Origin of the sequence: Pseudomonas sp. Leaf434 (genome assembly GCF_001425545.1) — a bacterium.
Lineage (GTDB): Bacteria > Pseudomonadota > Gammaproteobacteria > Pseudomonadales > Pseudomonadaceae > Aquipseudomonas > Aquipseudomonas siliginis.
In genome coordinates, this window is record NZ_LMQZ01000008.1 from 255,844 (window position 1) to 281,380 (window position 25,537).

23 protein-coding genes are annotated in these 25,537 nt (G+C 61.2%); 14 read left to right on the plus strand and 9 right to left on the minus strand.

Annotated features, from left to right (window positions below; translation table 11 throughout):
• The first annotated feature begins 80 nt into the window (after nt 1–80).
• From relA to ASG55_RS15995, 3 genes are all read left to right on the plus strand, one after another.
• Entirely contained in the window at nt 81–2,324 is a 2,244-nt protein-coding gene (gene relA / locus ASG55_RS15985) for a GTP diphosphokinase (RefSeq protein ID WP_041479585.1), read from the plus strand.
• 133 nt (nt 2,325–2,457) lie between these two features.
• A complete protein-coding gene (mazG, locus tag ASG55_RS15990) occupies nt 2,458–3,291 on the plus strand; it encodes a nucleoside triphosphate pyrophosphohydrolase (RefSeq protein ID WP_024013963.1) in 834 nt (277 codons plus the stop codon).
• 26 nt (nt 3,292–3,317) lie between these two features.
• Nucleotides 3,318–3,860, plus strand: a complete 543-nt coding sequence (locus tag ASG55_RS15995) for a DUF2058 domain-containing protein (protein WP_016773645.1) — start codon at nt 3,318–3,320, stop codon at nt 3,858–3,860.
• A gap of 68 nt (nt 3,861–3,928) precedes the next feature.
• Here ASG55_RS15995 and ASG55_RS16000 read toward each other — a convergent pair whose 3' ends face one another.
• The 6 genes from ASG55_RS16000 to ASG55_RS16025 all read right to left on the minus strand — a co-directional run bounded on the left by ASG55_RS16000 (nt 3,929) and on the right by ASG55_RS16025 (nt 11,484).
• Complete coding sequence (locus tag ASG55_RS16000; RefSeq protein WP_016773646.1) at nt 3,929–4,117, minus strand: hypothetical protein; 189 nt, start codon at nt 4,115–4,117, stop codon at nt 3,929–3,931.
• A 461-nt stretch (nt 4,118–4,578) separates the two neighbouring features.
• Nucleotides 4,579–5,799: a beta-ketoacyl-ACP synthase I gene (fabB, locus tag ASG55_RS16005; RefSeq protein ID WP_016773647.1), complete on the minus strand. Its 1,221-nt coding sequence runs from the start codon at nt 5,797–5,799 to the stop codon at nt 4,579–4,581.
• A gap of 11 nt (nt 5,800–5,810) precedes the next feature.
• Complete coding sequence (fabA, locus tag ASG55_RS16010) at nt 5,811–6,326, minus strand: 3-hydroxyacyl-[acyl-carrier-protein] dehydratase FabA (protein WP_024013962.1); 516 nt, start codon at nt 6,324–6,326, stop codon at nt 5,811–5,813.
• Nucleotides 6,327–6,573: 247 nt separating this feature from the next.
• Entirely contained in the window at nt 6,574–8,478 is a 1,905-nt protein-coding gene (locus ASG55_RS16015; RefSeq protein ID WP_056788141.1) for an ATP-binding protein, read from the minus strand.
• Entirely contained in the window at nt 8,475–9,407 is a 933-nt protein-coding gene (locus ASG55_RS16020; protein ID WP_056788143.1) for a hypothetical protein, read from the minus strand. Before ASG55_RS16020 ends, ASG55_RS16015 begins: the two co-directional genes overlap by 4 nt.
• A 1-nt stretch (nt 9,408) precedes the next feature.
• Nucleotides 9,409–11,484 carry a TonB-dependent receptor plug domain-containing protein gene (locus tag ASG55_RS16025; RefSeq protein WP_056788146.1) on the minus strand — a complete coding sequence of 692 codons (2,076 nt, stop codon included), beginning with the start codon at nt 11,482–11,484 and terminating at the stop codon, nt 9,409–9,411.
• Nucleotides 11,485–11,729: 245 nt separating this feature from the next.
• On the opposite strand from ASG55_RS16025, the gene ASG55_RS16030 reads away from it, so the two are divergent.
• The 9 genes from ASG55_RS16030 to ASG55_RS16070 all read left to right on the plus strand — a co-directional run bounded on the left by ASG55_RS16030 (nt 11,730) and on the right by ASG55_RS16070 (nt 19,758).
• Entirely contained in the window at nt 11,730–12,755 is a 1,026-nt protein-coding gene (locus ASG55_RS16030) for an NAD(P)H-dependent glycerol-3-phosphate dehydrogenase (RefSeq protein WP_024013958.1), read from the plus strand.
• A gap of 30 nt (nt 12,756–12,785) precedes the next feature.
• Nucleotides 12,786–13,133 (plus strand): DUF4389 domain-containing protein, encoded by a 348-nt coding sequence (locus tag ASG55_RS16035; protein ID WP_016773653.1) that lies wholly within the window; start codon nt 12,786–12,788, stop codon nt 13,131–13,133.
• A complete protein-coding gene (gene sixA, locus ASG55_RS16040) occupies nt 13,130–13,582 on the plus strand; it encodes a phosphohistidine phosphatase SixA (protein ID WP_056788149.1) in 453 nt (150 codons plus the stop codon). Before ASG55_RS16035 ends, sixA begins: the two co-directional genes overlap by 4 nt.
• A gap of 203 nt (nt 13,583–13,785) precedes the next feature.
• The gene (locus ASG55_RS16045; protein ID WP_056788151.1) at nt 13,786–15,441 is read left to right on the plus strand and encodes an AMP-binding protein; all 1,656 of its coding nucleotides are present in this window, start codon (nt 13,786–13,788) and stop codon (nt 15,439–15,441) included.
• A gap of 31 nt (nt 15,442–15,472) precedes the next feature.
• Nucleotides 15,473–15,916, plus strand: coding sequence for a hotdog fold thioesterase (locus tag ASG55_RS16050; RefSeq protein WP_016773655.1), 444 nt, complete (start codon nt 15,473–15,475; stop codon nt 15,914–15,916).
• A gap of 152 nt (nt 15,917–16,068) precedes the next feature.
• Nucleotides 16,069–16,875, plus strand: coding sequence for an alpha/beta fold hydrolase (locus ASG55_RS16055; protein WP_056788154.1), 807 nt, complete (start codon nt 16,069–16,071; stop codon nt 16,873–16,875).
• Nucleotides 16,872–17,726 (plus strand): alpha/beta hydrolase, encoded by an 855-nt coding sequence (locus ASG55_RS16060; protein ID WP_056788155.1) that lies wholly within the window; start codon nt 16,872–16,874, stop codon nt 17,724–17,726. The genes ASG55_RS16055 and ASG55_RS16060 overlap by 4 nt, the downstream gene beginning before the upstream one ends.
• Nucleotides 17,727–17,841: 115 nt before the next feature.
• Nucleotides 17,842–18,648 carry a DUF4892 domain-containing protein gene (locus ASG55_RS16065; RefSeq protein WP_056788158.1) on the plus strand — a complete coding sequence of 269 codons (807 nt, stop codon included), beginning with the start codon at nt 17,842–17,844 and terminating at the stop codon, nt 18,646–18,648.
• Nucleotides 18,649–18,717: 69 nt separating this feature from the next.
• Nucleotides 18,718–19,758: an AI-2E family transporter gene (locus ASG55_RS16070; RefSeq protein WP_056788161.1), complete on the plus strand. Its 1,041-nt coding sequence runs from the start codon at nt 18,718–18,720 to the stop codon at nt 19,756–19,758.
• Between the two features lie 726 nt (nt 19,759–20,484).
• Here the strand turns inward: ASG55_RS16070 and ASG55_RS16075 are convergent.
• Nucleotides 20,485–21,567 carry an ATP-binding protein gene (locus ASG55_RS16075; protein ID WP_056788162.1) on the minus strand — a complete coding sequence of 361 codons (1,083 nt, stop codon included), beginning with the start codon at nt 21,565–21,567 and terminating at the stop codon, nt 20,485–20,487.
• Nucleotides 21,567–22,316: a response regulator gene (locus tag ASG55_RS16080; RefSeq protein ID WP_056788166.1), complete on the minus strand. Its 750-nt coding sequence runs from the start codon at nt 22,314–22,316 to the stop codon at nt 21,567–21,569. The genes ASG55_RS16075 and ASG55_RS16080 overlap by 1 nt, the downstream gene beginning before the upstream one ends.
• 262 nt (nt 22,317–22,578) lie before the next feature.
• Here ASG55_RS16080 and pyrF point away from each other — a divergent pair, with 262 nt between their 5' ends.
• Nucleotides 22,579–23,277, plus strand: a complete 699-nt coding sequence (gene pyrF, locus ASG55_RS16085) for an orotidine-5'-phosphate decarboxylase (protein ID WP_056788169.1) — start codon at nt 22,579–22,581, stop codon at nt 23,275–23,277.
• A gap of 126 nt (nt 23,278–23,403) precedes the next feature.
• Here the strand turns inward: pyrF and ASG55_RS16090 are convergent, their stop codons facing one another.
• Nucleotides 23,404–24,408, minus strand: coding sequence for an NADP-dependent oxidoreductase (locus ASG55_RS16090; protein ID WP_016773662.1), 1,005 nt, complete (start codon nt 24,406–24,408; stop codon nt 23,404–23,406).
• Between the two features lie 237 nt (nt 24,409–24,645).
• Between ASG55_RS16090 and ASG55_RS16095 the strand changes: the two genes are divergently transcribed.
• Nucleotides 24,646–25,407, plus strand: a complete 762-nt coding sequence (locus ASG55_RS16095) for an SDR family oxidoreductase (RefSeq protein ID WP_016773663.1) — start codon at nt 24,646–24,648, stop codon at nt 25,405–25,407.
• Nucleotides 25,408–25,537 lie beyond the last annotated feature (130 nt).

Consider the following 25,537-nt stretch of genomic DNA (forward strand, 5'->3'; position numbering starts at 1 on the left):
TGAGCCCCGCGAGCGCGAACGGACACTGAGGATCAGCGATTTGACGCATTGAATCTGCGTCGTAGGGAAGGTAAAGCAGCATGGTACAGGTGAGAGCACACCAGCCGATCAACACCGACGGCAGTATCAATCTCGAGGCCTGGCTCGATCACGCGGTCAGTGTCGATCTGGCACTGGATCGCGAGGCCTTGAAAGAAGCCTGCGAGTTCGCTCGCGAGGCCGAACAGCAGTCCAATGCGAAGAAGAATCTGTGGGCCGAAGGCTCCGGCAGTTTCAGCACTGGCCTTGAGATCGCCGAGATCCTCGCCGACCTCAAGCTCGATCAGGATTCGCTGGTCGCAGCCGTTTTGTATCGCGGCGTGCGCGAAGGCCAGATCGAGCTGGCGGCCATCGGCCAGCGCTTCGGTCCGGTAGTGGCCAAGCTGATCGACGGCGTGCAACGCATGGCGGCCATCAGCGCCAGTCTCAGCCCACGGCAATCGATGGTCATGGGCACCCAAGGGCAGGTCGAAAACCTGCGCAAGATGCTCGTGGCGATGGTCGATGACGTGCGCGTTGCGCTGATCAAACTGGCCGAACGCACCTGCGCCATCCGTGCGGTGAAAACCGCCGACGATGAAAAGCGCAACCGCGTCGCTCGCGAAGTCTTCGACATCTATGCGCCGCTGGCCCATCGCCTCGGCATCGGTCACATCAAATGGGAACTGGAGGACTTGTCCTTCCGCTATCTCGAACCCGATCAATACAAGCAGATCGCCAAGTTGCTCCACGAGCGGCGGCTGGACCGCGAGCGCTTCATCAGCGACGTGATGACCCAGCTCAAGGACGAACTGCAGGCCACTGGTGTCGATGCCGACATCAGCGGCCGGGCGAAACACATCTACTCGATCTGGCGCAAAATGCAGCGCAAGGGTCTGGAATTCAGCCAGATCTACGACGTTCGCGCCGTGCGCGTGCTGGTGCCGGAAATGCGCGACTGCTACACCGCGCTCGGTATCGTCCACACCCTGTGGCGGCACATCCCGAAAGAATTCGACGACTACATCGCCAACCCGAAAGAGAACGGCTACCGCTCGCTGCACACGGCGGTGATCGGCCCGGAGGGCAAGGTCCTCGAGGTACAGATCCGCACCCACTCCATGCACGAAGAAGCCGAACTTGGCGTCTGCGCGCACTGGCGCTACAAGGGCACCGACGTCAAATCCGGCTCGAACCATTACGAAGAGAAAATTTCCTGGCTGCGTCAGGTGCTCGAATGGCATGAAGAGCTGGGTGATATCGGCGGTCTGGCCGAACAGTTGCGCGTCGACATCGAGCCTGATCGCGTTTACATCTTCACTCCCGACGGACACGCCATCGACTTGCCGAAAGGCGCGACGCCGCTGGATTTCGCCTATCGGGTGCACACCGAAATCGGCCACAACTGCCGGGGCGCGAAGATCAACGGGCGTATCGTGCCGTTGAACTACAGCCTGCAGACCGGCGAGCAGGTCGAGATCATCACCAGCAAGCACGGCACGCCGAGCCGCGACTGGCTGAACCCGAACCTCGGTTACGTCACCACCTCGCGGGCGCGGGCGAAGATCGTTCACTGGTTCAAATTGCAGGCTCGCGATCAGAACGTTGCGGCCGGTAAAACCCTGATCGAGCGCGAACTCAATCGCCTCGGCCTGCCGGCGGTGGATTTCGACAAGCTGGCCGAAAAGGCCAACATGAAAACCGCCGAAGACATGTTCGCCGCCCTCGGTGCCGGCGACCTGCGTCAGGCGCATCTGGTCAACCTTGCGCAGCAATTGGTCGAACCGGAGCGCGGCAACGAGCAACTGGAGCTGATCCCGCGCAAGGCCACCGGTTACAAGCCGGGCAAGCGCGGCGATATCCAGATCCAGGGCGTCGGCAACCTGATGACGCAAATGGCCGGTTGCTGCCAGCCACTGCCGGGCGATGCGATCGTCGGTTACATCACCCAGGGCCGTGGGGTGAGCATTCACCGCCAGGACTGCGCCTCGGTGCTGCAACTGGGCGGGCGCGAGCCGGAGCGGATCATCCAGGTCAGCTGGGGCCCGGTGCCGGTGCTCACCTATCCGGTGGACATCATCATTCGCGCCTACGACCGTTCCGGGCTGCTGCGTGACGTCTCGCAGGTGCTGCTCAACGAGCGCATCAACGTGCTGGCGGTCAACACCCGCTCGAACAAGGAAGACAACACTGCGCTGATGTCGCTGACCATCGAGATCCCCGGTCTGGATGCGCTGGGGCGGTTGCTGGGGCGGATTTCGCAATTGCCGAACATCATCGAAACGCGGCGTAACCGTACCCCGTGATGCAATTGATTGTTCCCTGTGGGAGCGAGCCTGCTCGCGAAGAGGGCGTGTCAGTCGACATCTTTGTTGCAGACACAGCGCTTTCGCGAGCAGGCTCGCTCCCACAATGGTTTTGTGGTGAGACAGAAAAATGATGTACAGCCTCGAAGACCTGCTCCATCTGATGTCCCGTCTGCGCGATCCGCAGTTCGGTTGTCCGTGGGACATCAAGCAAACCTACGCGACCATCGTCCCGCACACCCTCGAAGAAGCCTATGAAGTGGCCGATGCCATCGAGCGTGGCGATCTCGACCATTTGCAAGGCGAGTTGGGCGATCTGTTGTTTCAGGTGGTGTATTACAGCCAGTTGGCCAAGGAAGAAGGGCGGTTCGAATTTGCCGGGGTGATCGACAGCATCACGCGTAAACTGATCCGCCGTCATCCGCATGTGTTCCCGACGGGCGACCTGTACGCGCCGCTCGACGTGCCGCGCTTGAGCGAAGAGCAGGTCAAGCAGCGCTGGGAAGAGATCAAGGCCGAAGAGCGTGCCGAGAAAGCCTCGGCGCCCGAGCAGTTGTCCTTGCTCGACGACGTGCCGGCCACCTTGCCGGCACTGTCGCGCTCAGCCAAGTTGCAAAAACGCGCCGGGCAGGTCGGTTTCGACTGGCCGGACGCTTTGCCGGTGCTCGACAAGGTTCGCGAAGAGCTCGATGAAGTGCTCGAAGCCATGTCCGAAAACGATCCGGTGGCGGTGGCCGACGAGATCGGCGATCTGCTGTTTTCCGTGGTCAATCTGGCCCGGCATCTGAAGGTCGATCCGGAAACCGCCTTGCGCGGCGCCAACGGCAAGTTTGAAAGACGTTTCCGTTTTATCGAACAGGCATTGCGCGACACCCACCGTCCCATGGAAGATTGCACCCTCGAAGAGTTGGACGCCCTGTGGGGCGAAGCCAAACGCCAGGAAAAGAATGAGCCCAGCTGCGGCTGAGCCGTTGCCCAAGTGAGTAAGCATTGATGAGCCTTTCCCTTCGCGACCAGTTGCTCAAAGCAGGCCTGGTCAACCAAAAGCAGGCCAAGCAGGTCAGCAAAGACAAGCAGAAGCAACAGCGCCTGGCCCACAAAGGCCAGGCCGAGCTGGACGATTCGCAGCAGCGCGCCGCCCAGGAAGCCATGGCCGAGAAGGTCAAGCGCGACCAGGAACTGAACCGTCAGCAGCAGGAGAAGGCCGAGGCCAAGGCCCGCGCTGCGCAGGTCAAGCAGTTGATCGAAGTCTCGCGTCTGCCCAAGCTGACCACCGAGGACTACTACAACTTCGTCGACGACAAGAAGGTCAAGCGCATCTCGGTCAACACGCTGATGCGCAACAAGCTCAGCAGCGGTTCGCTGGCGATCGTGCACCACAACGGCGGCTACGAAGTGATCCCCCGTGAAGCTGCGCTGAAGATCCAGGAGCGCGACCCGCAGCGCATCGTCCAGCTCAACGTGCAGACCGAAGAGGTCAACGCTGAGGACGATCCGTACGCGGCGTACCAGATCCCTGACGATCTGATGTGGTAAATCCACGGCTGTAAAAACGACGAACCCCGCTCATGGCGGGGTTTGTCGTTTTCAAATGCTGTGTTGTTTCAGGCGGACTTCAGTTCTCTTTGCTGTTCCTGCACTTCCAGTTCAGCCTTGTAGTTGTGGGCATCGATCTCGTTGTGGAACATGCCGACCAGCAAGTCTTGTTGATGCACATCCCAGATACGGATGCCGGCGGCCAGGCCTTCGTGGGACATGTGTGAATCGTCGCGTTCAGTTACTTTTACAGTCATCTGCTAGCTCCAGATCTCAAGTTACTGCACCAAGGCGTGTGCAGGACTCTGTTATAGGATTTGTTAGTCAGCTAAGTAAACTGCCAATTGGCGCAAGGTGTTGTTGCGAATTTCGCAACAAAGCTGCAGGCCGCGTAAACCGCGACATTCGGTCGCAGGATAGTAAGTTTCATGACAGAAGTTTCATCTCCCGAACGCTTTGGATCCCTGTCTTTGATCGTTCCCACGCAGAGCGTGGGAACGATCAAAGTTTCATCTCCAGAACACACTGAAACCCACTGTGGGAGCGAGCCTGCTCGCGAATTCGGTGGGTCAGACGACGATAGGGTGACTGGAATATCGCCTTCGCGAGCAGGCTCGCTCCCACAGGTTTTATCTTGAAATGCGGGGAGTTTTTGACCTGCCAAAAAAAACGCCCCGAACCAGTCGGGGCGTTTTTTGTGTGGCTCAGCAGCGGGAAATTATTTGCCTTCCCAGCGCTTCAGTACCAGCGTGGCGTTGGTGCCGCCAAAGCCGAAGCTGTTGCTCATCACGGTGTTGATGGTGGCGTTCTCGCGGGTCTTGGTCAGCACCGGCAGATCGGCCACTTCCGGGTCGAGCTCGTCGATGTTGGCGGAGCCGGCGATGAAGTTGCCTTCCATCATCAGCATGCAGTAGATCGCTTCGTGCACGCCGGCGGCGCCCAGGGAGTGACCGGACAGGCTCTTGGTCGAGCTGATCGCTGGAGCCTTGTCGCCGAACACTTCACGCACACCTTTCATTTCCGCAACGTCGCCGACCGGAGTCGAAGTGCCGTGGGTGTTCAGGTAGTCGATCGGGGTGTCGACGGTGGACAGCGCCTGCTGCATGCAGCGGATCGCGCCTTCGCCGCTTGGGGCAACCATGTCGTAGCCGTCGGACGTTGCGCCGTAGCCAACGATCTCGGCGTAGATCTTCGCGCCACGGGCCAGAGCGTGTTCCAGCTCTTCGACGACAACCATGCCGCCGCCGCCAGCGATGACGAAACCGTCACGGTCCTTGTCATACGCGCGGGAAGCTTGTTCCGGGGTGTCGTTACGCTTGCTGGACAGGGCGCCCATCGCGTCGAACAGGAACGACTGGCTCCAGTGCTCTTCTTCACCGCCACCGGCGAAGACGATGTCCTGCTTGCCCATCTGGATCTGTTCCATGGCGGTACCGATGCAGTGAGCACTGGTGGCGCAGGCAGAAGCGATGGAGTAGTTCAGGCCCTTGATCTTGAATGGCGTGGCCAGGCAAGCGGAAACGGTGCTGCTCATGGTCCGCGTTACACGGTATGGGCCAACGCGCTTCACGCCTTTCTCGCGGAGGATGTCCAGCGCTTCCATCTGGTTCAGCGTGGAAGCACCACCGGAACCAGCGATCAGGCCGGTGCGCGGGTTGGACACCTGCTCTTCGGTCAGGCCGGAGTCAGTGATGGCGTCTTTCATGGCCAGATAGGCGTAAGCCGCTGCATGACCGACGAAGCGATAGATCTTGCGATCGATCAGCTCTTCAAGGTTGAGGTCGATGGAGCCGGAAACCTGGCTACGCAGACCCATTTCAGCATATTCCGGGTTGAACCGGATGCCAGGGCGGCTTGCACGCAGGTTAGCGGAGACGGTCTCTTTGTCATTGCCCAGGCACGAAACGATGCCCAGACCAGTGATAACGACGCGGCGCATGCGAATAACCCTTAGAAGTTGTCAGTGGAGGTGAACACGCCGACGCGCAGGCCTTCGGCGGTGTAGATTTCGCGTCCGTCGACACTGACCGAACCATCGGCGATGGCCATGTTCAGCTTGCCCTTGAGGACGCGTTTGATATGAATGTTGTAAGTGACTTTCTTGGCGGTCGGCAGCACCTGACCGAAGAATTTCACCTCGCCCGAACCCAGCGCACGGCCGCGGCCCGGCAGGCCTTGCCAGCCCAGGAAGAAGCCGACCAGTTGCCACATGGCATCCAGACCCAGGCAGCCCGGCATTACCGGATCGCCTTCGAAATGGCAGGCGAAGAACCACAGGTCAGGGTTGATATCCAGCTCGGCGACCAATTCACCTTTGCCGTACTTGCCGCCTTCTTCGCTGATATGGGTGATGCGATCCACCATCAGCATGTTCGGGGCGGGCAGTTGCGCGTTACCCGGGCCGAACAGCTCACCGCGACTGCAGCGCAGCAGGTCTTCCCGAGTAAAGGCGTTTTGTTTGGTCATGCGAGCTCCTCAATAATCCCATGCGGCAGGTGGGGCAGATCTTCCCGACCGTTCAAAGCGTTCATGCCTCGAACCGGCAGCCTACTCATAGACTATTGCGTTGTGGTGAAAGTCACAGCACCAAGGACATGAATGTACACTTGTGCACTGAAATTTTTAATCAAGCCCCTTTTGGGGCTCGTTCGGGTGCCTAAGACTGCCGCACTTTCGCTTTTCACGCCAGTCGCAGATGGTCGAAAGGCCCACACTACGACACCCAGCGCTGCAAAATCTGCTGCAGGTCATTGCGTTTGAACGGCTTGGCCAGGTAATCGTTCATCCCCGCTGCCAGACAGGTTTCGCGATCGCCCTGCAAGGCGTTGGCGGTGAGCGCGATGATCGGCACATCGCGGCGTCCGGGCAGGTCGCGGATCTGCCGCGTGGCCTCGTAGCCGTCGATGATCGGCAGCCGGCAGTCCATCAAAATCACTTCGAACTCGCTGCCCTCGGCACTGCGCACCGCCTGCGCGCCATCGGTCGCCACGCTGACGGCAAAACCCAGACTGCGCAGCATCGCTTCGATCACGGTCTGGTTGACCGGGTTGTCTTCGACCAGCAACACATGGCGTCCTTCACCCTGACCACTACCGTTCGGCGCTCGCGGCGCGGCCAGCGCTGGCATTGCCTGCTTATATAGCGCCAATGGAATTTCCAGAGTGAATACCGAACCGCGTCCTTCCTCACTCTGCGCGCGCAACGTACCGCCCATGCGTTCGGCCAGGGTCCGTGCGATCGGCAGACCAAGACCGGTGCCACCATAACGACGGGAGATCGAACTGTCGGCCTGCTGGAAGGCATTGAACATCAGCTCCAGACTTTCCGAAGAAATGCCGATGCCGCTGTCACGCACCGAGCAGGTGAACCACAGCAGTTCATGATCCAGCGATTGCCATTGCGCCTCGATGCTGACCCGGCCCTGCTCGGTGAACTTCAAGGCGTTGCCGACCAGATTGACCAGAATCTGCCGGATCCGCGTCGGATCGCCCTGCACCTGCAAGCCGCGCATGTCGTCGGGAATGCGCAGATTCAGTGCCAGGCCTCGCTGCACCGCGCTGTGCTGGAACGATTGCGCGCAGGCGCCGATCAGCTCGGCGAGATTGAACGGGATGTGCTCCAGCTCCAGCTCCGAACGCTCGATTCGCGAGAAGTCGAGAATGTCATTGATGACCTTGAGCAGATGTTCGGTCGACTCCGAAGCAAGCGCGGCGTATTCGACCTGCTCCTCGGTCATCTCGGTGGTTTCAAGCAACTGCAACATGCCCAGCACGCCGTTCATGGGCGTGCGCAATTCATGGCTCATCATCGCCAGAAAGTCGGATTTGGCGTTGTTGGCCTTCTCCGCTTCTTCGCGGGTCTGGATCAGTTGCGCCATCGCTTGCTGCTGTTCGCGACTGGCCTGCTCCAGCGCCTGAGCAAGGTTGTTGATGTGTTGTGACAGTGCGCCCAGTTCGGTGTCGTCGACAATCGGCAGCGGGGTTTTGTAATCGCCTTCCTGAATCGCCTTGACCGCATCGCCTATGTCGCGGATCGGCTGCGACAGACTGCCGGCCAAACGACGGGCGACGACAAAAGTGAAGAGCAGGGCGAACAGCGCGAGAATCCCGGCCTTGAACAGGATCTCCTGCTGGCGCTGACTGAAAGCGTCATTGGACAGCCCGACGATCACTCGCCCGAGATAATCCTCGCCGGCGGCGCTGTTGCTGACCTTGCCGTCCTGGAAAAAATCGTTGTGCAAGGCGATCCGTTGCAGACGCACCGGGGCCTGGAACACTTCGACCTGATGCGGGCGACTGTGGCTGTCGGCCGGTTGTTCGACATACACCAGAATCCGGTTGGCGCTGTCCTGCACTTCGAGAAAACGCACGTTGGGCGTGGCGAGTGTCGCCTTGAGCAGGCTTTCCAGCACTTCGTTGTTGCCGGAGATCACTCCGTATTCCGTGGCCGGGGCGAGTTGGTTGGCGATCAGTTGGCCGGTGTGATTCAGCTCCTGACGCAAATCCTGGATGCGGACGAAGGTAAAGAAACTGATCAACAGCAGCGTCAGCAGCAGCGCCGGGCCGAGGCTGATCAGCTGCGTGCGGGTGTTGATGTCCCAACGGCGGCGGAAATTCATGGGCGGCGCTCTCCTTCGGCCAAGGCACTGGCGACAGATGCTTCATTCAACGGTTCGATGCCTAAGGAACGAGCCACCTGCGCATTACTTGAGACTTTGAAACGAGCGGGGTAAAGCGTTCGCGGCCATGCGCTGGTGGGCTGATCGAGTAAATGATCGAGAATCGCCAGCCAGTCGCTCTGGTCGCTGTAGGTACTGGCGAGGCTGCCAGCGCGAACGAATGCAATGTTGGGGCCGATCAGCGCAACCTGCCGCGAGTAGCTGCTGAGCAAAAGGTTTTTCGCCGTTTGCGAGTTGTACAGATCGGGGTCATCGAGGCCGAGCAAGACGTCGCTGCTTTTCAGCACCGCTTGCAGCGGACGGCTGTCGTGAATGTTGTCCCAGCGCTGACTGACAATCTCCAGGTTCAATGGCCGCGCAGCCACGCGCAATTCGTCGAGCAGGAACTCGCCGTGTTCATCGAACAGCACACCGACCCGCCGGGCCTGCGGCAAGATCCGCCGGATCAGTTGCAATTGCCGGCTCAGCGGTGGGTCGCTCCAGAGCAGACTCAGGCGCGCCGGTTGGGCATCGGCGAAACGCTGGCGCGCCTGCAAGCGGCTGATGCGCAACACCAGCGTCGATGGGCCTTGTGAGTCTTGCAGGCGCCAGTCGAGGCTGGGCAGGTCGAGCAGAATCAAGCGCAGACTGGCCGGTAATTTGCCCGGTGCCGGCAAACTGGCCAGCGGCTGGAACCGCACATTGTCGGTCGGGCGCAGTTCACTCAGTGCTTGTACGAAAGCCTGCACGCCGGGGCTTTCCTCGGCGCCGGTCAACAAAATATCCGCCGCTTGCACCGCGACCCCGTGCAGCCACGCGGTCAAGAACAGGCAGAGCCCCGCCAGCCAGTGGCCAAGGGTTGGCGTCTTCCGTGACGGGCCGTTGCGCATCCTAGAACTCCAGCTCGGCACTGAAATACATTACCCGGCGTTCATCGTAATTATTGTCGACGAAGGTATTCGGCTGATGATCGAGGCGCTGTTGCAGCACGCCGGCCAATTGCAGCTGAGCTTTGCCAATGGCGATGCGTTTGGCGATGCGCGTGTCGACGCGTTCGAAGCGATAGCCGTTGAGCGCGTTGTCACCGTAATAGAAGAGGGCGCTGTTCCAGCCATGCCCCCAGTTGCGCAGCCAACCGGCGGAACCGCTGTTGCGCGAGGTCAACTGCTGATCCAGCGGATTGCTCGCCTCGGCGTCGACGAAGGCGTAGGTCAAACGCAAACGGTCGGCGCTATTGAGGCGCCAGTCGAGTTGCGTTTCGGTGCCGCGAAAGCGCGAGCTGTTGGCATTGCTGGCGATGTACTGATTGTTGCGCAGCGGCTCACTGATCATCCCAGTGATTTCGTCGTAGAACAGCTTCACGTCGACGGCCAGTCCGAGCTCGGCGAAGTAGCCGTTGTAGCCCAATTCCCGCGAGCGCATGTGTTCCTGATCGAGATCGCCGGGGCCACGGGTCTTGACGAAATACCGCGCCGACGACTGGCCGTAGGCCGAGGGTCGCAGGTTGCTGACCTGATAGCTCCAGTTGACGTTGTTTTCGAACATGTCCGGCGAACGGATCGCCTCCGAGTACACCGCGCGCAGGCCGTGACGCGGGTTGATCAGGTAGTTGACCGCGAAGCGCGGGGTCAGCGAACTGCCGATCAGTTGCGTGTCTTCGAACATCGCCCCGCCCTGCACCAGCCAGTGCTCGGTAGCGCGCCATTCCAGTTGGCCGAAGGCGCGCCAGGTGGTGTCGTCGAGGGTGCCGTTGAAGTAGGTTTCGGAGTCGGCGCGGTCGTAGCGGTAATTCAGGCCGCTGACCAGACGCAGGCTGTCTGCCAGGCTGAGGGTGTCCTGCAGTTCGAGGTCGTAACGCGACTCGCGGGCGCTCTGGTCGATATCGCCGCACAAGGTCTGGCTGGCGCCGTTGCGCCATTGCTCGAGCACTTGATTGGCCAGCGCCATTTCCTGCGGCGTGCCGGGCGCCGCGCCGGGGCCGGTGAACCGGGTGATGTTGCGCGCCAGCCGTTCGGTGTAATTCGGGTTGAGCTGCCACAGCTGCGTCAGTTCAGGGCTGAACGACACTTCGGCATCGCAGGCGCGCCAGACCTGCTGGCGATCCCAGTGCTGCGCCGAACCTTGCACATAAAGGCTGTGTTCGGGATTGATGTCGAGGTTCCAGCGCACCGAACCGGCGTAATCCTTGGCCACCACGTCGGAATTGTTCCCGGCGTCGGTAATCCCCGAGAACACCGGGCGGTAGGTATAAGGCCGCTGATTGCTGCCGTCTTTGGCGTTGAGCTGCCAGTCGAGGCTTTGATCTTCATTGAGATCATGGCTGACCGCCAAGCTCAGACGGTTCAAGCGCCGACTGTCGCGATAATCGGCGCCGTTACGGTCGCTGTCGAAACCGTCATCTTCCTGGCCGGACAGCGACAGGCGCAGATCGCCGCCATCCAAACCGGTGCCCTGACTGGCATAAAAGTCGTTGATGCCACGCTGGCCGCGAGTGATCTTCAAACGCGTGCCATGGCTGTCGGCCGGGTGGCGGGTGATGATGTTGATCACCGCCATCAACGCGTTGGCGCCATAGCTGACAGTGTTCGGACCGCGAAACACCTCGATCCGCTCGATATCTTCCATCGCGACCGGAATATCGCTCCAGTCCACCGTCGCCAGCCCGGCGCGATACACCGAACGGCCATCGATCAACACCTGCATGCGCCGTGCTTCGCTGGCGTTGGTGCCGTGGTAATTCACCGCCGGCTGATTGCCGTTGATGCTGCCAACCATCATCCCCGGTACCAGTCGCAGCAATTCGCTGATGTCGCGGGCGCCGCTGGCGCTGATCAATTCGCTGTCGAGAACGGTCATGCTCCCCGGTACTTCGGCCGGGGTCTGCTTCAGGCGCGTGGCCGTAAGCACCGGCGGCAGCGTCTGGCTGTCGACGAACAGATCGTCCGCCAGCACCAGCGGGCTGAACATCAGCGCGAGTAACAGGGGCGAGCGCGGGGAAGGAGGGCCAGAAAACACGACACAGCCTGCAGAGAGAAGAATTGGCGCGCATGTTAACCGAGGGCTGCGACTTTTCCAGTGACGTTGCAGGCATTTTCCTAGGTTTTATTGGTCTTCTTCCTACAAATGTCGGTAATTGTTGCTGGGGCTGGCCGCCACCGGGTCGCCCCGTATAATGCCCGGCATCGCCACTGGTATGGATTAACGGATTGCATATGACTGAACAGCGCCCGATTGCGGTCCTGGGAGGCGGAAGTTTTGGTACCGCCGTGGCCAATCTGCTGGCCGAGAACGGCCATCAAGTCCTTCAGTGGATGCGTGACCCCGAGCAGGCCGAGGCCATCCGGGTCAATCGCGAAAACCCGCGTTACCTCAAAGGCATCAAGATTCTCCCGGGGGTGACCGCTGTCACCGACCTGCAAGCCACTCTCGATGCCTGCGATCTGTGCTTTGTCGCGCTGCCATCCAGCGCCTTGCGCACGGTACTCGCCGCCCACGCCGAGCGCCTGAGCGGCAAGATGCTGGTCAGCCTGACCAAAGGCATCGAAGCGCAGACCTTCAAGCTGATGAGCCAGATTCTCGAAGAGATCGCCCCGCAGGCGCGGATCGGCGTGTTGTCCGGGCCGAACCTGGCGCGGGAAATCGCCGAGCACGCGCTGACCGCCACGGTGGTCGCCAGCGAAGACGAAGAACTGTGCAAAGCGGTGCAAGCCGCCCTGCACGGTCGTACCTTCCGCGTTTACGCCAGCGCCGACCGTTTCGGTGTCGAGCTGGGCGGGGCGTTGAAAAACGTTTACGCGATCATCGCCGGCATGGCGGTGGCGCTGGAAATGGGCGAGAACACCAAGAGCATGCTGATCACTCGCGCCTTGGCCGAGATGACCCGCTTTGCGGTGAATCAGGGCGCCAACCCGATGACCTTCCTTGGTCTGGCCGGGGTTGGCGATCTGATCGTCACCTGTTCATCGCCCAAGAGCCGCAACTATCAGGTCGGCTTCGCCCTCGGTCAGGGCTTGAGCCTCGACGAAGCGGTGTCGCGTCTCGGCGAGGTCGCCGAAGGGGTTAACACCCTCAAGGTGCTCAAGGCCAAGTCCCAGGAAGTCGGCGTGTACATGCCGCTGGTCGCCGGGCTGCACGCGATCCTGTTCGAAGGACGCACGCTGGAGCAGGTGATCGGTCTACTGATGCGTGCCGAGCCGAAAACCGACGTCGACTTTATTTCCACCAGCGGTTTCAACTGATTCAGCTGTTACACGGACAGGAAGCAAGCCATGAACGATCCGAAAAGCGAAACCCAGTACGAATCCATCCTCCTGCGGGTGTTGTGGATGATCGTTTATCTGCTGGTCTGGCAAGTCGCGCAGTTCATCCTCGGCGCGGTGGTATTGGTGCAACTGATCTACCGCCTGATCTACGGCGCACCGAGCGCCAGCCTGATGAATTTCGGCGACAGCCTCAGCCAGTTCCTCGCGCAGATCGGCCGCTTCGGCACGTTTCACAGTGACCAGAAGCCCTGGCCGTTCGCCGACTGGCCGGCGCCGCGCACCCCGGAAGGTGAAGCGCCGCACACCGTCGCCCCGGCCGCGCATCCGGTGCGCGATGAGGAGCCCAAACTATGAAACTGTGGGTATTGCGTCATGGTGAGGCGGTGCCTCACGGCTCGAAAATCGATTCCGAGCGCGAGCTGACCGAGCATGGTCGTAAAGAAGTCCTGAGCAGCGCCGCGCATCTCATGGGCCAGCCGCTGACGGCGATTTACGCCAGCCCTTATCTGCGCGCGCAGCAAACCGCGCAGATCGTGCGCGACGCATTGGGTTTCGAGCCGGAGATTCGCACGGTCGAGTGGCTGACGCCGGAGAGCGATCCGGACAAGGTCGCCGAGCAATTGGTGTCCGTCAGTAATGTTTTGCTGGTCAGCCACAACCCGTTGGTGGGCAACCTGCTCAGCTATCTGCAGCACGGCGCCGGACATCCGCCGGAGCGGGTGAGTACGGCGGGGCTGGCGGAGCTTGAGCACAGCGAGCTGCTGATTGGCTCGATGAAGCTCAACAGCCTCAAGCACCCTTAACGCCATATCCCTGTGGGAGCGAGCCTGCTCGCGAAGGCGGCGTGTCATTCACCCTTTTTGGGGCTGACATACTGCATTCGCGAGCAGGCTCGCTCCCACATTGATTTCTGCCAACCCATGAAATTATTTGTTTGAAAATTCCAACCAAGCACTTGCTTGGTTGACTACGCTTGCTCCAGACCAAAAAAACAGGAGCGAGTCGCATGTCTGCCGCCTTCCGTTTGCCGCTGGACGTGTTCTACGAACGGGAAGCCCGGCACCCGCGCCAGCGCTTTCTTGTGCAGCCCATCGGCGGCGGTCAGGTCGAGACGCTGACGTGGGCCGATGTCGGCCATCAGGCCCGCTGCGCCGCGCACTGGTTGCGCGCGCGGGAGCTGCCGCCCGGCAGCCATATCGCCCTGATCTCGAAAAATTGCGCGCACTGGATCATTGCCGATCTGGCGATCTGGATGGCCGGGCATGTGTCGGTGCCGCTGTACCCCAATCTCACCGCTGAATCCGTTGCGCAGGTGCTGACTCACTCGGAAAGTGCGCTGGCGTTCATCGGCAAACTGGATGACTGGGCGGGCATGTCGCAAGGTGTGCCGGCGGGCCTGCCGACCATCAGCCTGCCGCTGCATCCGCCCGGCGAGTTCGATTACAGCTGGGCGGACCTGCAGAGCTGTTCGCCAATCCAGGACGATCCACGTCCCGCCGCCGAGCAATTGGCGACGATCATTTACACCTCCGGCACCACCGGCCTGCCCAAAGGCGTGATGCACAGTTTCGCCAATCTTGGTTTCGCCACCAGTCGCGGCACGCAGCTGTTCGGGCTCAACGAGAACGATCGGCTGCTGTCGTATCTGCCGCTGTGCCACGTCGCCGAGCGCATGTTTGTCGAATTGGCATCGATCTATACCGGCCAGACCGTTTTCTTCGCCGAAAGCCTCGAGACTTTCATCACCGATCTGCAGCGCGCGCGGCCGACGGCAATGTTTGGCGTGCCGCGTATCTGGACCAAGTTCCAGATGGGCGTATACAGCAAGATTCCGGCGCAGCGTCTGGACTTCCTCCTCGGGTTGCCCTTCATCGGCAAGCGGGTCGGCCACAAAGTGCTGGCCGGGCTCGGCCTGGATGCCTTGCGCGTAGCGTTGTCCGGTGCCGCGCCGGTGCCGCAGACCTTGCTCGCCTGGTATCAGAAACTCGGCCTCGATGTGCTCGAGGTGTACGGCATGACCGAGGGCTGCGGCTATTCGCATATCTGTCTGCCGGGGCGATACAAACAGGGCTGGATCGGCCAGCCGTGCCCGGAAGTCGAGGTGCGCATCGATGGGTCCGGCGAAGTGCAGGTGCGCAGCCAGGCCAACATGCTCGGCTATTTCAAGGAACCGCAGAAAACCGCCGAGACGCTGACCGCAGACGGCTTTCTGCGCACCGGCGACAAGGGCGAGCAGGACAGCGAAGGGCGCCTGCGCCTGACCGGGCGACTCAAGGAAATCTTCAAGACCAGCAAGGGCAAATACGTCGCGCCGGCGCCGATCGAAAACCGTCTGGCCGTGCATTCACGCATCGAACAAGTATGCGTGGTGGGCGATGGCCTGAGTGCACCGCTGGGGTTGTGCGTGCTGTCGGCGGTCAATCAGCAAGAGCCTCGTGCCAGCCTGCACGCGAGCCTGGAAAAATTGCTGGAGGAGGTCAACGCCGCCCTCGACAAGCACGAACGCCTGCACCGACTGGTAGTGGTCAAGGACAGTTGGGCGGTGGACAACGGCTTCCTCACGCCGACCCTGAAAATCAAACGCAACGTCATCGAAGACCGCTACGGCGCACGCTTCGAAGAATGGAGCGCGCGCAGCGAGGCAGTGCTGTGGCAGGATTGAGCGTCGATTACAACAACAAAGGAAGTCTGCGATGAGCTTGTGGCGTACTACTCCCGACATTGAACAGTTGAACGCAATCCAGAAGAACACCATTGGCGAAGTGCTGGATATTCGCTTCGAAGCCTTCGACGAACAGTCGCTGACCGCGAGCATGGTCATCGACCATCGCACCCACCAGCCTTACGGTCTGCTGCATGGCGGCGCATCGGTGGTGCTGGCGGAAACCGTCGGCTCGATGGCCAGTTATCTGTGCATCGATGCCAGCAAATTCTATTGCGTCGGCCTGGAGATCAACGCCAACCACTTGCGCGGCTTGCGTAGCGGAAGGGTGACGGCGGTGGCCACGCCAATTCATATCGGCCGCACCACGCATGTCTGGGACATCCGTTTGACCAGCGACGAAGGCAAGGCCAGTTGCGTGTCGCGCCTGACCATGGCGGTGGTGCCGCTGGGGGAACAGCCGCCGCTGCGTTGACAGGTTGTAGATCAAAAGATCGCAGCCTTCGGTGTTGTGGTCTTTTGCTTGCGAAGCGTCTCCACCACCATTTCTGGCAGTTATGGTCATTGCTGCGGCGCCGGGTCTTGCGGACAATCAACGCCACGATTCCCGCTCATGGATTTGCCCGCATGTCGCAACCGATCTTTTTCGCCCACGCCAACGGTTTCCCCTCGGGGACCTATGGCAAGTTGTTCGCGGCGCTGGCGCCGGAGTATCGGGTCGCGCATCTGGAGCAGCATGCCCATGACCCGCGTTTTCCGGCGGACGACAACTGGTACAACCTGGTCGATGAACTGATCCATCACCTCGAGCAGCAGGAGCAGCCGGTGTGGGGCGTCGGCCATTCTTTTGGCGGTCTGCTGCATTTGCACGCGGCGTTGCGTTGTCCCGAGCTGTATCGCGGCGTGGTCATGCTCGACTCGCCAGTACTGACCCGCACTGATCAGTGGGTGATTCGCGCGGCCAAGCGCTTTGGTTTCATCGACCGGCTGACACCCGCCGGGCGCACCCTCGGGCGGCGTGAAGAATTCGCCGATCTCGACAGTGCACGCAGTTACTTTTCCGGCAAAACCCTGTTTCGCGGCTTCGATCCGGAATGCTTCGATGCCTACCTGCAACACGGTTTGCATCAGGTCGACGACAAGCTGCGTCTGCGTTTTGACCCGGCCACCGAAATCAGCATTTATCGCGGCGTGCCGCACACCAGTCCCGGGCGCACCCGGCAGTTGCAGGTGCCGCTGGCCATCGTGCGCGGGCACAAGAGCCGGGTGGTCATGCGCCATCACACACGTTTCGTCTCGCGCCTGCCCCAGGGCGAGGCGCTGAGCATGCCCGGCGGGCACATGTTTCCGCTGGAGCGCCCGCAGGACACGGCGCGATTGCTCAAGAGCCTGTTCATGCGTTGGGAACAGCGGCAGAACAAGGATTGCGCATGAGCCCGACCTGCGAAGAAGTGCGCCTGAACCTGCCGCATATCGAGTTGGCCGCTCATCTGTTCGGCCCCGAGGACGGCTTGCCGGTGATCGCGTTGCACGGCTGGCTCGACAACGCCAATAGCTTCGCCCGGCTGGCGCCCAAGCTTGATGGCTTGCGCATCGTCGCGCTGGACATGGCCGGCCACGGTCATTCCGCTCATCGACCAAGCGGCGCCGGTTATGCGCTGTGGGACTACGCCCATGATGTACTGCAAGTCGCCGAGCAGCTGGGCTGGAAGCGTTTCGGCCTGCTCGGGCATTCGATGGGCGCGATTGTCTCGATGGTGCTGGCCGGTTCGCTGCCCGAGCGCATCAGCCATCTCGCGCTGATCGACGGCGTGATTCCTCCGACAGACAAGGGCGAAAACGCTGCCGAGCGCATGGGCATGGCGTTACAGGCGCAACTCGCTCTGCGGGACAAGCGCAAACCGGTCTATACCACCCTCGAGCGTGCCATCGAGGCGCGGATGAAAGGCCTGGTGGCGGTCAGTCGCGAAGCCGCTGAACTGTTGGCCCAGCGCGGTTTGATGCCGGTGCCCGGCGGTTACACCTGGCGCACCGACAATCGCCTGACCCTGCCATCGCCGCTGCGCCTGACGGAAGAACAGGCGATGGCGTTTGCCTCGCGCGTCAGTTGCCCGGCGCATCTGGTGGTCGCGGCGGATGGCATGTTGGCCAGGCATCCTGAGTTGCTGGAGCGTCTACCCTTCAGCCACGAACAGTTGCCGGGCGGGCATCATTTGCACCTGAATGACGAGGCTGGCGCAGGTCTTGTAGCAGACTGTTTCAATCGCTTCTTCGCCATGCCTTGACTTGCAGCGGGCAACTGTCGAGGCTGGGCGGGTTGAAATGGGAGACAAACTCGATGGATTTCTATACCGCTGCGACCCCGACCCGCCCAGCCATGACCGTCCGGTGAGGCTGACTATGCGGTCACTCAGTCTCTTCGCGCTGTGCTGCTTCAGCTCCTTGTCCTTCGCTGCCGATGTGCCGGGCAGCCAGGATCTGCAAATCGTGCCGCGTCTGGCCGATGCTCAGATCGTCGACTATCGCCCGGCGGCCGAGCTGGAGCGCATCTACCCGCTGGGCTCGATCCGCAAGATCAGCGGCCAGTTGCGGTTCGACGGTCAGGTCACCGCCCGCGGCCAGACTACCTCGGTGACCTACGAGTTGCCGCCGGAACATTCCGCCACCGAAGCCTTTACTGCCGCCCGCGAAGCCCTGCAACAGCAGGATGCCGAATTGCTGTTCTGGTGCCAGGCCCGCGATTGCGGCGAAAGCAGCCTGTGGGCCAACGAGGTGTTCGGCAACGCCAAGCTGTATGGCTCTGACGAGCAACAGGCTTATCTGTTGTTGAGGCTGGCGGCGCCAAAGGACAACACGCTGGTGGCGCTTTACAGCATCACTCGCGGCAATCGCAAAGCCTATCTGCATGTCGAGCAATTCGAGGCTGCGGCGCCGTTGGGCGAATTGCTGCCGACCTCGGCGACCCTGCTGCGTCAGTTGAAAAGCACCGGCGAGCTGGATTTTCCGAAACTGGTCGATGAACCGGATGCCACCTGGTTGCGCCTGATTTCCCGTGGTCTGAATCTCGACACGACCTTGCGGGTCACGGTTTCCGGGCCCAAGGCCGAAGCCTGGCGCCAGGCGCTGATCAATCAGGGCGTACGGGCGGCACGTCTGGAAGCCGGCAATCTCGAAGGCTCGGGCCTGCGCATCGACTTGTTGCGATAAGCTGTGCCGGGCGAGCACGCACACAGTGTTCGCCTACTCTTTCGCTGACTGACTTTGCCGGGACTTCCCATGCTCAATAACGATCGCCTGCTGGTGCAGATTCTGCTGCTGGTGTTGTTTGGTGCCAGCCTTTGGGTGATGGCGCCGTTCTGGTCGGCGCTGTTCTGGGGCGCGGTGCTGGCGTTTGCCAGTTGGCCGCTGATGCGTTTGCTCACGCGCTGGCTCAATGGCCGCGAATCGCTGGCCGCGTTGATCCTGACACTGGGCTGGATGTTGCTGGTGGCGGCGCCACTGGTGTGGCTGGGTTTCAACCTCGCCGATCATGTGCGCGATGCCACGGCATTCATCAAGGATGTGCAGGTCGACGGTTTGCCGGAAGCACCGACCTGGCTTGGCAGCGTGCCTTTGATTGGTGAGCGGCTGGTGTCGATGTGGGACAGCATCGATCAACAGGGCGCGGCGTTGATGGTCTCGATCAAGCCGTATCTGGGGCAGGTCGGCAACTGGTTGCTGGCACGCAGCGCGCAGATCGGCGGGGGGATTCTCGAGCTGACGCTGAGTCTGGTGTTCGTGTTCTTTTTCTACCGTGACGGGCCGCGACTGGCGGCGTTTGTGCACAGTCTGCTGCAGCGCTTGATTGGTGATCGTGCTGGCTATTACATCGAACTTGTCGCCGGTACGGTGCAGCGGGTGGTCAACGGTGTGATTGGTACAGCGGCGGCGCAGGCAGTGCTGGCGTTGATCGGCTTTTTCATTGCCGGGGTTCCCGGGGCGCTGGTGCTGGGGATCGTCACGTTTCTGCTGAGTCTGATTCCGATGGGGCCACCGCTGGTGTGGGTGCCGGCCACGGCGTGGTTGGCGTGGAAGGGCGAGTACGGGATGGCGGTGTTTCTCGGGATCTGGGGGACGTTCATCATCAGTGGCGTGGACAACGTGCTCAAGCCGTATCTGATCAGCCGTGGCGGTAATCTGCCGTTGGTGATTGTGTTGCTCGGGGTGTTTGGCGGGTTGATTGCGTTTGGCTTTATCGGGTTGTTTATTGGGCCTACGTTGTTGGCTGTGGCTTATAGTCTTTTGACGGATTGGAGTAAGAGTCAGGCTCGGGTCTAGGGGGGGGCTTGGCGGCCTTTGGGCCGACCATGCTTGGGTTTGTTTGGTGTGAATATCCGAATGTTTCGCTGCGGCGGCTGGCGGTTCCGCCCTTACGGCGGGTCACCTTTTTCAAACGCCAAAAAGGTAACCCAAAAGGCTTGCTCCTGCGTTCGGCCCTCGCAGGCTCGGGTTCCTTCGCTGCGGGATCGATCTGGGCGCAGCGGCTCCGGTTTGCTTCGCTGCACCTACACTCGCTGTGTACGACTGCGTCGTACGGTCGCTGCGCTCCCACGCCCGGATCAATCCCTCCGCTCAGCCTTCCGACGTCGCCGCACCTACACTCGCTGTGTACGACTGCGTCGTACGGTCGCTGCGCTCCCACGCCCGGATCAATCCCTCCGCTCAGCCTTCCGACGTCGCCGGTGGATCAAGATCAAAAGCAGTACTCGAGCTTGCGCTCATTGTTGAGTGGGGCGGCTTCGCCGCGGGCAGCTGCGCTGCTTTGCTTTTGCTTTTGCTTTTGCTTTTGCTTTTGCTTTTGCTTTTGCTTTTGATTTTGTGGGAGCGAGCCTGCTCGCGAAGGCGGCCTGACAGCCGACCTGTTTCTTGAGGTTGTACCCAGTCCAAGTGTAGGAGTGAGCCTGCTCGCGATGACGTCCTCACTGCCAACCCATCGCCCTCTGAGATCACTCGATCCCCTGTGGGAGCTGGCTTGCCAGCGATAGCGCCCTCACAGCCAACCCATTATCCCGGATGAACACCACTCCAATGTGGGAGCGAGCACCGCGGCAACCGAACAATTGCGGTCAACCCGCCGCCCGGTGTGTCTTCCAGCGTCAATTGCCCACCCAACCGCTGCGCGGCTTCGCGGGCGATGGTCATGCCCAGCCCTACGCCGCCGGAGTTGCGATTACGCGATCCCTCCAGTCGATAGAATGGCTCAAAAACCGCTTCCCGCTGTTCTTCAGCAATACCCGGTCCGTGATCAATCACCCGAATCAGCAGTTCTTCGCGCTGTTCCAGCAGTTCAATCTGTGCCTGTCCGGCGTAGCGCAGGGCGTTGTCCAGCAGGTTGTTGATGCACGAACGCAGCGCCATCGGTTGCACTGGCAAAGGCGCGCAGTGGCCGCTGACCTGTACATCGGCGCCCTGGTCCTGGGCGTTTTCGCACAGCGATTCGACCAGCGCCTGCACGTCCAGCAACTGCAAGGCTTCGCTGGTGCGTTGTTCGTGCAGATAGGTGAGGGTGGCGTCGAGCATGCCGATCATGTCGTCCAGGTCCTGGCGCATCTGGCTTTGCAGTTTGTCGTCGCTGATGTTTTCCAGACGCAGTTTCAGGCGTGACAGTGGCGTGCGCAGGTCGTGGGAGACGGCGCCGAGCATGCGCGCGCGTTGCTGGACCTGTTCGCGGATGCGCCGTTGCATGAGGTTGAAGGTGTGCGCCGCTTGCCGGGCTTCGCGCGGGCCGGATTCGTCGAGGGGGGCGCTGTCGAGGTCTTCGCTCAGGCGCTCGGCGGCGTCGCTCAGGCGCTGGATCGGCCGGGTGAGCAGCTTGGCACCGTACCAGGCGGCGATCATCAGCGTGATGAATTGAAAGGTCAGCGGCACCACCGGGCCACCGAACCATGGGCGCGCTTGTCTCGGTGGATAAGCGGCGTCGTGCATGGGCGGTTGGCCGTCGATGTTCGCTGAGAACTCGGGCGGTGGTGGGGGCGGAGGAGGGCCGTAGAGCCTGAACCAGGCGAAGGCCAGCAGGTGCGCCAGGACAATTGCCGCGAACAGCACCCCGAACAGGCGACCGAACAGGGTGTTGAAGCGCGCCTTCATCAGCCTATGTCCCGCGCGTCGAACAGGTAACCCTCGCCGCGCACGGTCTTGATCAACTGCGGGGCTTTCGGGTCGTCGCCGAGTTTTTGCCGCAGGCGCGAGACCAGCAGGTCGATGCTGCGGTCGAAGGCTTCGATCGAGCGACCGCGAGCGGCGTCAAGCAGTTGTTCGCGGCTGAGCACGCGGCGCGGGCGTTCGATGAAGACCCAGAACAGGCGGAATTCGGCATTGGACAACGGCACTACCAGGCCGTTGTCGGCGACCACTTGGCGCAGGACGCTGTTGAGGCGCCAGTTGTCGAAGCGAATGTTGGCGCGCTGGTCAGTGCGGTCGTCGCGCACGCGGCGCAGGATGGTCTGGATGCGGGCGACCAGTTCGCGTGGTTCGAACGGTTTGGCCATGTAATCGTCGGCGCCCAGTTCCAAGCCGATGATGCGGTCGGTGGGTTCGCAGCGGGCGGTGAGCATCAGGATCGGGATGTCCGATTCGGCGCGCAGCCAGCGACACAGCGACAGGCCGTCTTCGCCGGGCAGCATCAGGTCGAGGACGATGACGTCGAAATGTTCGCCCTGCAGCGCCTGGCGCATCGCCGCGCCGTCGGTGACGCCGCTGGCGTGAATGTTGAAACGGGCGAGGTAATCGATCATCAGCTCGCGGATCGGCACGTCATCGTCGACGATCAGCGCGCGGATGCTCCAGCGCTTGTCGTCTTTGCTTTCATCCGTCACGGTTGTCGGGGTGTTGTGCATGGGGCTGTTCACTGCCAGGGGTGGTTTCAGCATAGGCGTCCGGCCGGGGGGCGGGAAGTGCTGTTGTAAGGACGTGTTGCGCCGGGCGAGGCTAACCCGGGTGCGTGTTGCGGGCGTGTCGGTTGTGTATCGGAGTCGACACAATAGCCGCGCCGGCTAAGCTGATAACCGCCAGCGCGACGATTTACCGATCATCGGGTGCCGCGCAGCCGCCGGTTCCGCTACAATGCGCGCCGTTTTCGACCAGCCTGAGAGCCCATCCATGTCCGCCTGCCAGACTCCTATCATCGTCGCCCTGGATTTCCCCACCCGTGACGCCGCACTGAAGCTGGCCGACCAGTTGGACCCGAAACTGTGCCGGGTCAAAGTGGGCAAGGAACTGTTCACCAGTTGCGCGGCGGAAATCGTCGGCACCCTGCGTGACAAGGGTTTTGAAGTGTTTCTGGATCTCAAATTCCACGACATCCCCAACACCACTGCGATGGCTGTGAAAGCCGCTGCCGAGATGGGTGTGTGGATGGTCAACGTGCACTGCTCGGGCGGTCTGCGCATGATGGCCGCCTGCCGCGAGGAGCTGGACAAGCGCAGTGGTCCGCAACCGTTGTTGATTGGTGTGACCGTGCTGACCAGCATGGAGCGCGAGGATCTGGCCGGTATCGGTCTGGATATCGAGCCGCAGGAACAAGTGCTGCGTCTGGCGGCACTGGCCGAGAAGGCCGGGATGGACGGTCTGGTGTGTTCGGCGCTGGAAGCGTCGGCGCTGAAAGCCGCGCACCCGTCGCTGCAACTGGTGACCCCGGGGATTCGCCCGGCGGGCAGCGCGCAGGACGATCAACGGCGCATTCTGACCCCGCGTCAGGCGCTGGATGCCGGTTCCGATTATCTGGTGATCGGCCGTCCGATCAGCCAGGCGACAGATCCGGCGCAGGCGTTGGCCGCAGTCGTAGCCGAAATTGCCTAAAGCTTATTGAAGATCCAACTGTGGGAGCGAGCCTGCTCGCGAAGAGGGAGTGTCAGTCGGCATCATTACCGACTGATCCACCGCTTTCGCGAGCAGGCTCGCTCCCACATTGGTTTCAGGCTGGCCTTAAACCTTCAGAACCAACTTGCCAAAGTTCTCGCCGTTGAACAGTTTCATCAGCGTCTCCGGGAACGTCTCCAGCCCTTCAACCACATCTTCCTTGCTCTTCAGCTGCCCGTTGGCCATCCAGCCGGCCATCTCCTGCGCGGCGCTGGCGAACTGCGCGGCGTAGTCCATCACCACAAAACCTTCCATGCGCGCGCGATTGACCAGCAGTGACAGGTAATTGGCCGGGCCTTTGACCGCTTCTTTATTGTTGTACTGGCTGATGGCGCCGCAGATCACCACTCGCGCCTTCATGTTCAAGCGGCTCAGCACCGCGTCGAGAATGTCGCCGCCGACGTTATCGAAATACACGTCCACGCCCTTCGGGCATTCGCGCTTCAGACCGGCCACGACGTCTTCGGCCTTGTAATCAATGGCGCCGTCGAAGCCCAATTCGTCGATGAGGAATTTGCACTTGTCGGCCCCGCCGGCAATGCCAACGACGCGGCAGCCTTTGATTTTGGCGATCTGCCCGGCCACGCTGCCCACCGCACCTGCGGCGCCGGACAGCACCACGGTGTCACCGGCTTTCGGTGCGCCTACGTCGAGCAAGGCGAAGTAGGCGGTCATGCCGGTCATGCCCAGTGCAGACAGATAGCGTGGCAATGGCGCGAGTTTCGGGTCGACCTTGTAGAAACCGCGCGGCTCGCCGAGGAAATAATCCTGCACACCGAGGGCGCCATTGACGTAATCGCCGACGGCGAAGCCAGGATTGTTCGAAGCGATGACTTTTCCCACGCCCAGTGCGCGCATGACCTCACCGAGACCGACCGGCGGGATGTAGGACTTGCCTTCGTTCATCCAGCCGCGCATGGCCGGGTCGAGGGATAGGTATTCGTTTTTCACCAGAATCTGTCCCGCCTGTGGCTCGCCGACCGGTACTTCCTGGTAAGTGAAAGTCTCGCGGGTCGCGGCGCCCACCGGGCGTTTGGCGAGCAGGAACTGGCGATTGGTCTGGTTGGTCATGACAGGCACTCGAATGGAATGAAGCCTTGTTGATAGCTCTTCAACGGCGATGTCGCAAGGTTGGCTGATACGGCGAATGCGAGTCCATCCAGTGCAGTGATGGTTACGGGGCGGGTTTCATCACTGCGGCGCATGCGCCGGTAAACAGCGATTGCATAGTGCTGACGTGCTTTCGCTGCCCTTGGCTATGCTGCGACGCCAACATCTCCCAGTTTTTTTGCATTCGAGGACATCTCCATGAGCATGACGTTTTCCGGTCAGGTGGTTGTAATCACGGGAGCCGCCTACGGCATCGGTCGCGCGACAGCCCTGGCGTTTGCCGCCGAAGGCCTGAAAGTGGTGGTGGCTGACCTCGACGCGGCTGGAGGCGAAGGCACGGTGGCGCTGATTCGTACCGCCGGTGGCGAAGCGTCCTTCGTGCGCTGCGACGTGACGGTGGAAAGCGATGTAAAAAATCTGATGGATGAGGTGATCAATACCTACGGTCGTCTCGACTATGCCTTCAACAACGCCGGGATCGAAATCGAGAAGGGCAAACTGGCCGACGGTACGCTGGACGAGTTCGACGCGATCATGGGCGTCAACGTCAAAGGCGTCTGGCTGTGCATGAAGTATCAATTGCCGTTGCTGTTGGCGCAGGGCGGTGGCGCGATCGTCAACACGGCGTCGGTAGCCGGGCTGGGTGCGGCGCCGAAGATGAGCATCTACGCGGCGTCGAAACATGCGGTGATCGGCCTGACCAAATCGGCGGCGATCGAATACGCGAAGAAGAAAATCCGCGTCAACGCAGTGTGCCCGGCGGTAATCGACACAGACATGTTCCGCCGCGCCTACGAAGCTGACCCGAAGAAAGGCGAATTCGCCAATGCCATGCATCCGGTCGGACGCATCGGCAAGGTCGAGGAAATCGCCAGCGCGGTGCTGTATCTGTGCAGCGATGGCGCAGCGTTCACCACTGGGCACTCATTGGCGGTGGACGGCGGCGTGACGGCGTTCTGAAAGTTGCCGAAATACAAAGAACCCGCCTGCGTGCGGGTTTTTTTGTACCTCGCGGTCGGTCCCTGTGAATACCGTTAAACAATGTGTATCAAACCGTTAGAACTGGCGCATTTGGCGGTGTTGTCGCACA

Excerpts from the sequence above, each read along its gene's own strand:
- relA (WP_041479585.1), top strand. The coding sequence starts at position 81 with ATGGTACAGGTGAGAGCACACCAGCCGATCAACACCGACGGCAGTATC.
- mazG (WP_024013963.1), top strand. The coding sequence starts at position 2,458 with ATGTACAGCCTCGAAGACCTGCTCCATCTGATGTCCCGTCTGCGCGAT.
- ASG55_RS15995 (WP_016773645.1), top strand. The coding sequence starts at position 3,318 with ATGAGCCTTTCCCTTCGCGACCAGTTGCTCAAAGCAGGCCTGGTCAAC.
- ASG55_RS16000 (WP_016773646.1), bottom strand. The coding sequence starts at position 4,117 with ATGACTGTAAAAGTAACTGAACGCGACGATTCACACATGTCCCACGAA.
- fabB (WP_016773647.1), bottom strand. The coding sequence starts at position 5,799 with ATGCGCCGCGTCGTTATCACTGGTCTGGGCATCGTTTCGTGCCTGGGC.
- fabA (WP_024013962.1), bottom strand. The coding sequence starts at position 6,326 with ATGACCAAACAAAACGCCTTTACTCGGGAAGACCTGCTGCGCTGCAGT.
- ASG55_RS16015 (WP_056788141.1), bottom strand. The coding sequence starts at position 8,478 with ATGAATTTCCGCCGCCGTTGGGACATCAACACCCGCACGCAGCTGATC.
- ASG55_RS16020 (WP_056788143.1), bottom strand. The coding sequence starts at position 9,407 with ATGCGCAACGGCCCGTCACGGAAGACGCCAACCCTTGGCCACTGGCTG.
- ASG55_RS16025 (WP_056788146.1), bottom strand. The coding sequence starts at position 11,484 with ATGTTCAGCCCGCTGGTGCTGGCGGACGATCTGTTCGTCGACAGCCAG.
- ASG55_RS16030 (WP_024013958.1), top strand. The coding sequence starts at position 11,730 with ATGACTGAACAGCGCCCGATTGCGGTCCTGGGAGGCGGAAGTTTTGGT.
- ASG55_RS16035 (WP_016773653.1), top strand. The coding sequence starts at position 12,786 with ATGAACGATCCGAAAAGCGAAACCCAGTACGAATCCATCCTCCTGCGG.
- sixA (WP_056788149.1), top strand. The coding sequence starts at position 13,130 with ATGAAACTGTGGGTATTGCGTCATGGTGAGGCGGTGCCTCACGGCTCG.
- ASG55_RS16045 (WP_056788151.1), top strand. The coding sequence starts at position 13,786 with ATGTCTGCCGCCTTCCGTTTGCCGCTGGACGTGTTCTACGAACGGGAA.
- ASG55_RS16050 (WP_016773655.1), top strand. The coding sequence starts at position 15,473 with ATGAGCTTGTGGCGTACTACTCCCGACATTGAACAGTTGAACGCAATC.
- ASG55_RS16055 (WP_056788154.1), top strand. The coding sequence starts at position 16,069 with ATGTCGCAACCGATCTTTTTCGCCCACGCCAACGGTTTCCCCTCGGGG.
- ASG55_RS16060 (WP_056788155.1), top strand. The coding sequence starts at position 16,872 with ATGAGCCCGACCTGCGAAGAAGTGCGCCTGAACCTGCCGCATATCGAG.
- ASG55_RS16065 (WP_056788158.1), top strand. The coding sequence starts at position 17,842 with ATGCGGTCACTCAGTCTCTTCGCGCTGTGCTGCTTCAGCTCCTTGTCC.
- ASG55_RS16070 (WP_056788161.1), top strand. The coding sequence starts at position 18,718 with ATGCTCAATAACGATCGCCTGCTGGTGCAGATTCTGCTGCTGGTGTTG.
- ASG55_RS16075 (WP_056788162.1), bottom strand. The coding sequence starts at position 21,567 with ATGAAGGCGCGCTTCAACACCCTGTTCGGTCGCCTGTTCGGGGTGCTG.
- ASG55_RS16080 (WP_056788166.1), bottom strand. The coding sequence starts at position 22,316 with ATGCACAACACCCCGACAACCGTGACGGATGAAAGCAAAGACGACAAG.
- pyrF (WP_056788169.1), top strand. The coding sequence starts at position 22,579 with ATGTCCGCCTGCCAGACTCCTATCATCGTCGCCCTGGATTTCCCCACC.
- ASG55_RS16090 (WP_016773662.1), bottom strand. The coding sequence starts at position 24,408 with ATGACCAACCAGACCAATCGCCAGTTCCTGCTCGCCAAACGCCCGGTG.
- ASG55_RS16095 (WP_016773663.1), top strand. The coding sequence starts at position 24,646 with ATGAGCATGACGTTTTCCGGTCAGGTGGTTGTAATCACGGGAGCCGCC.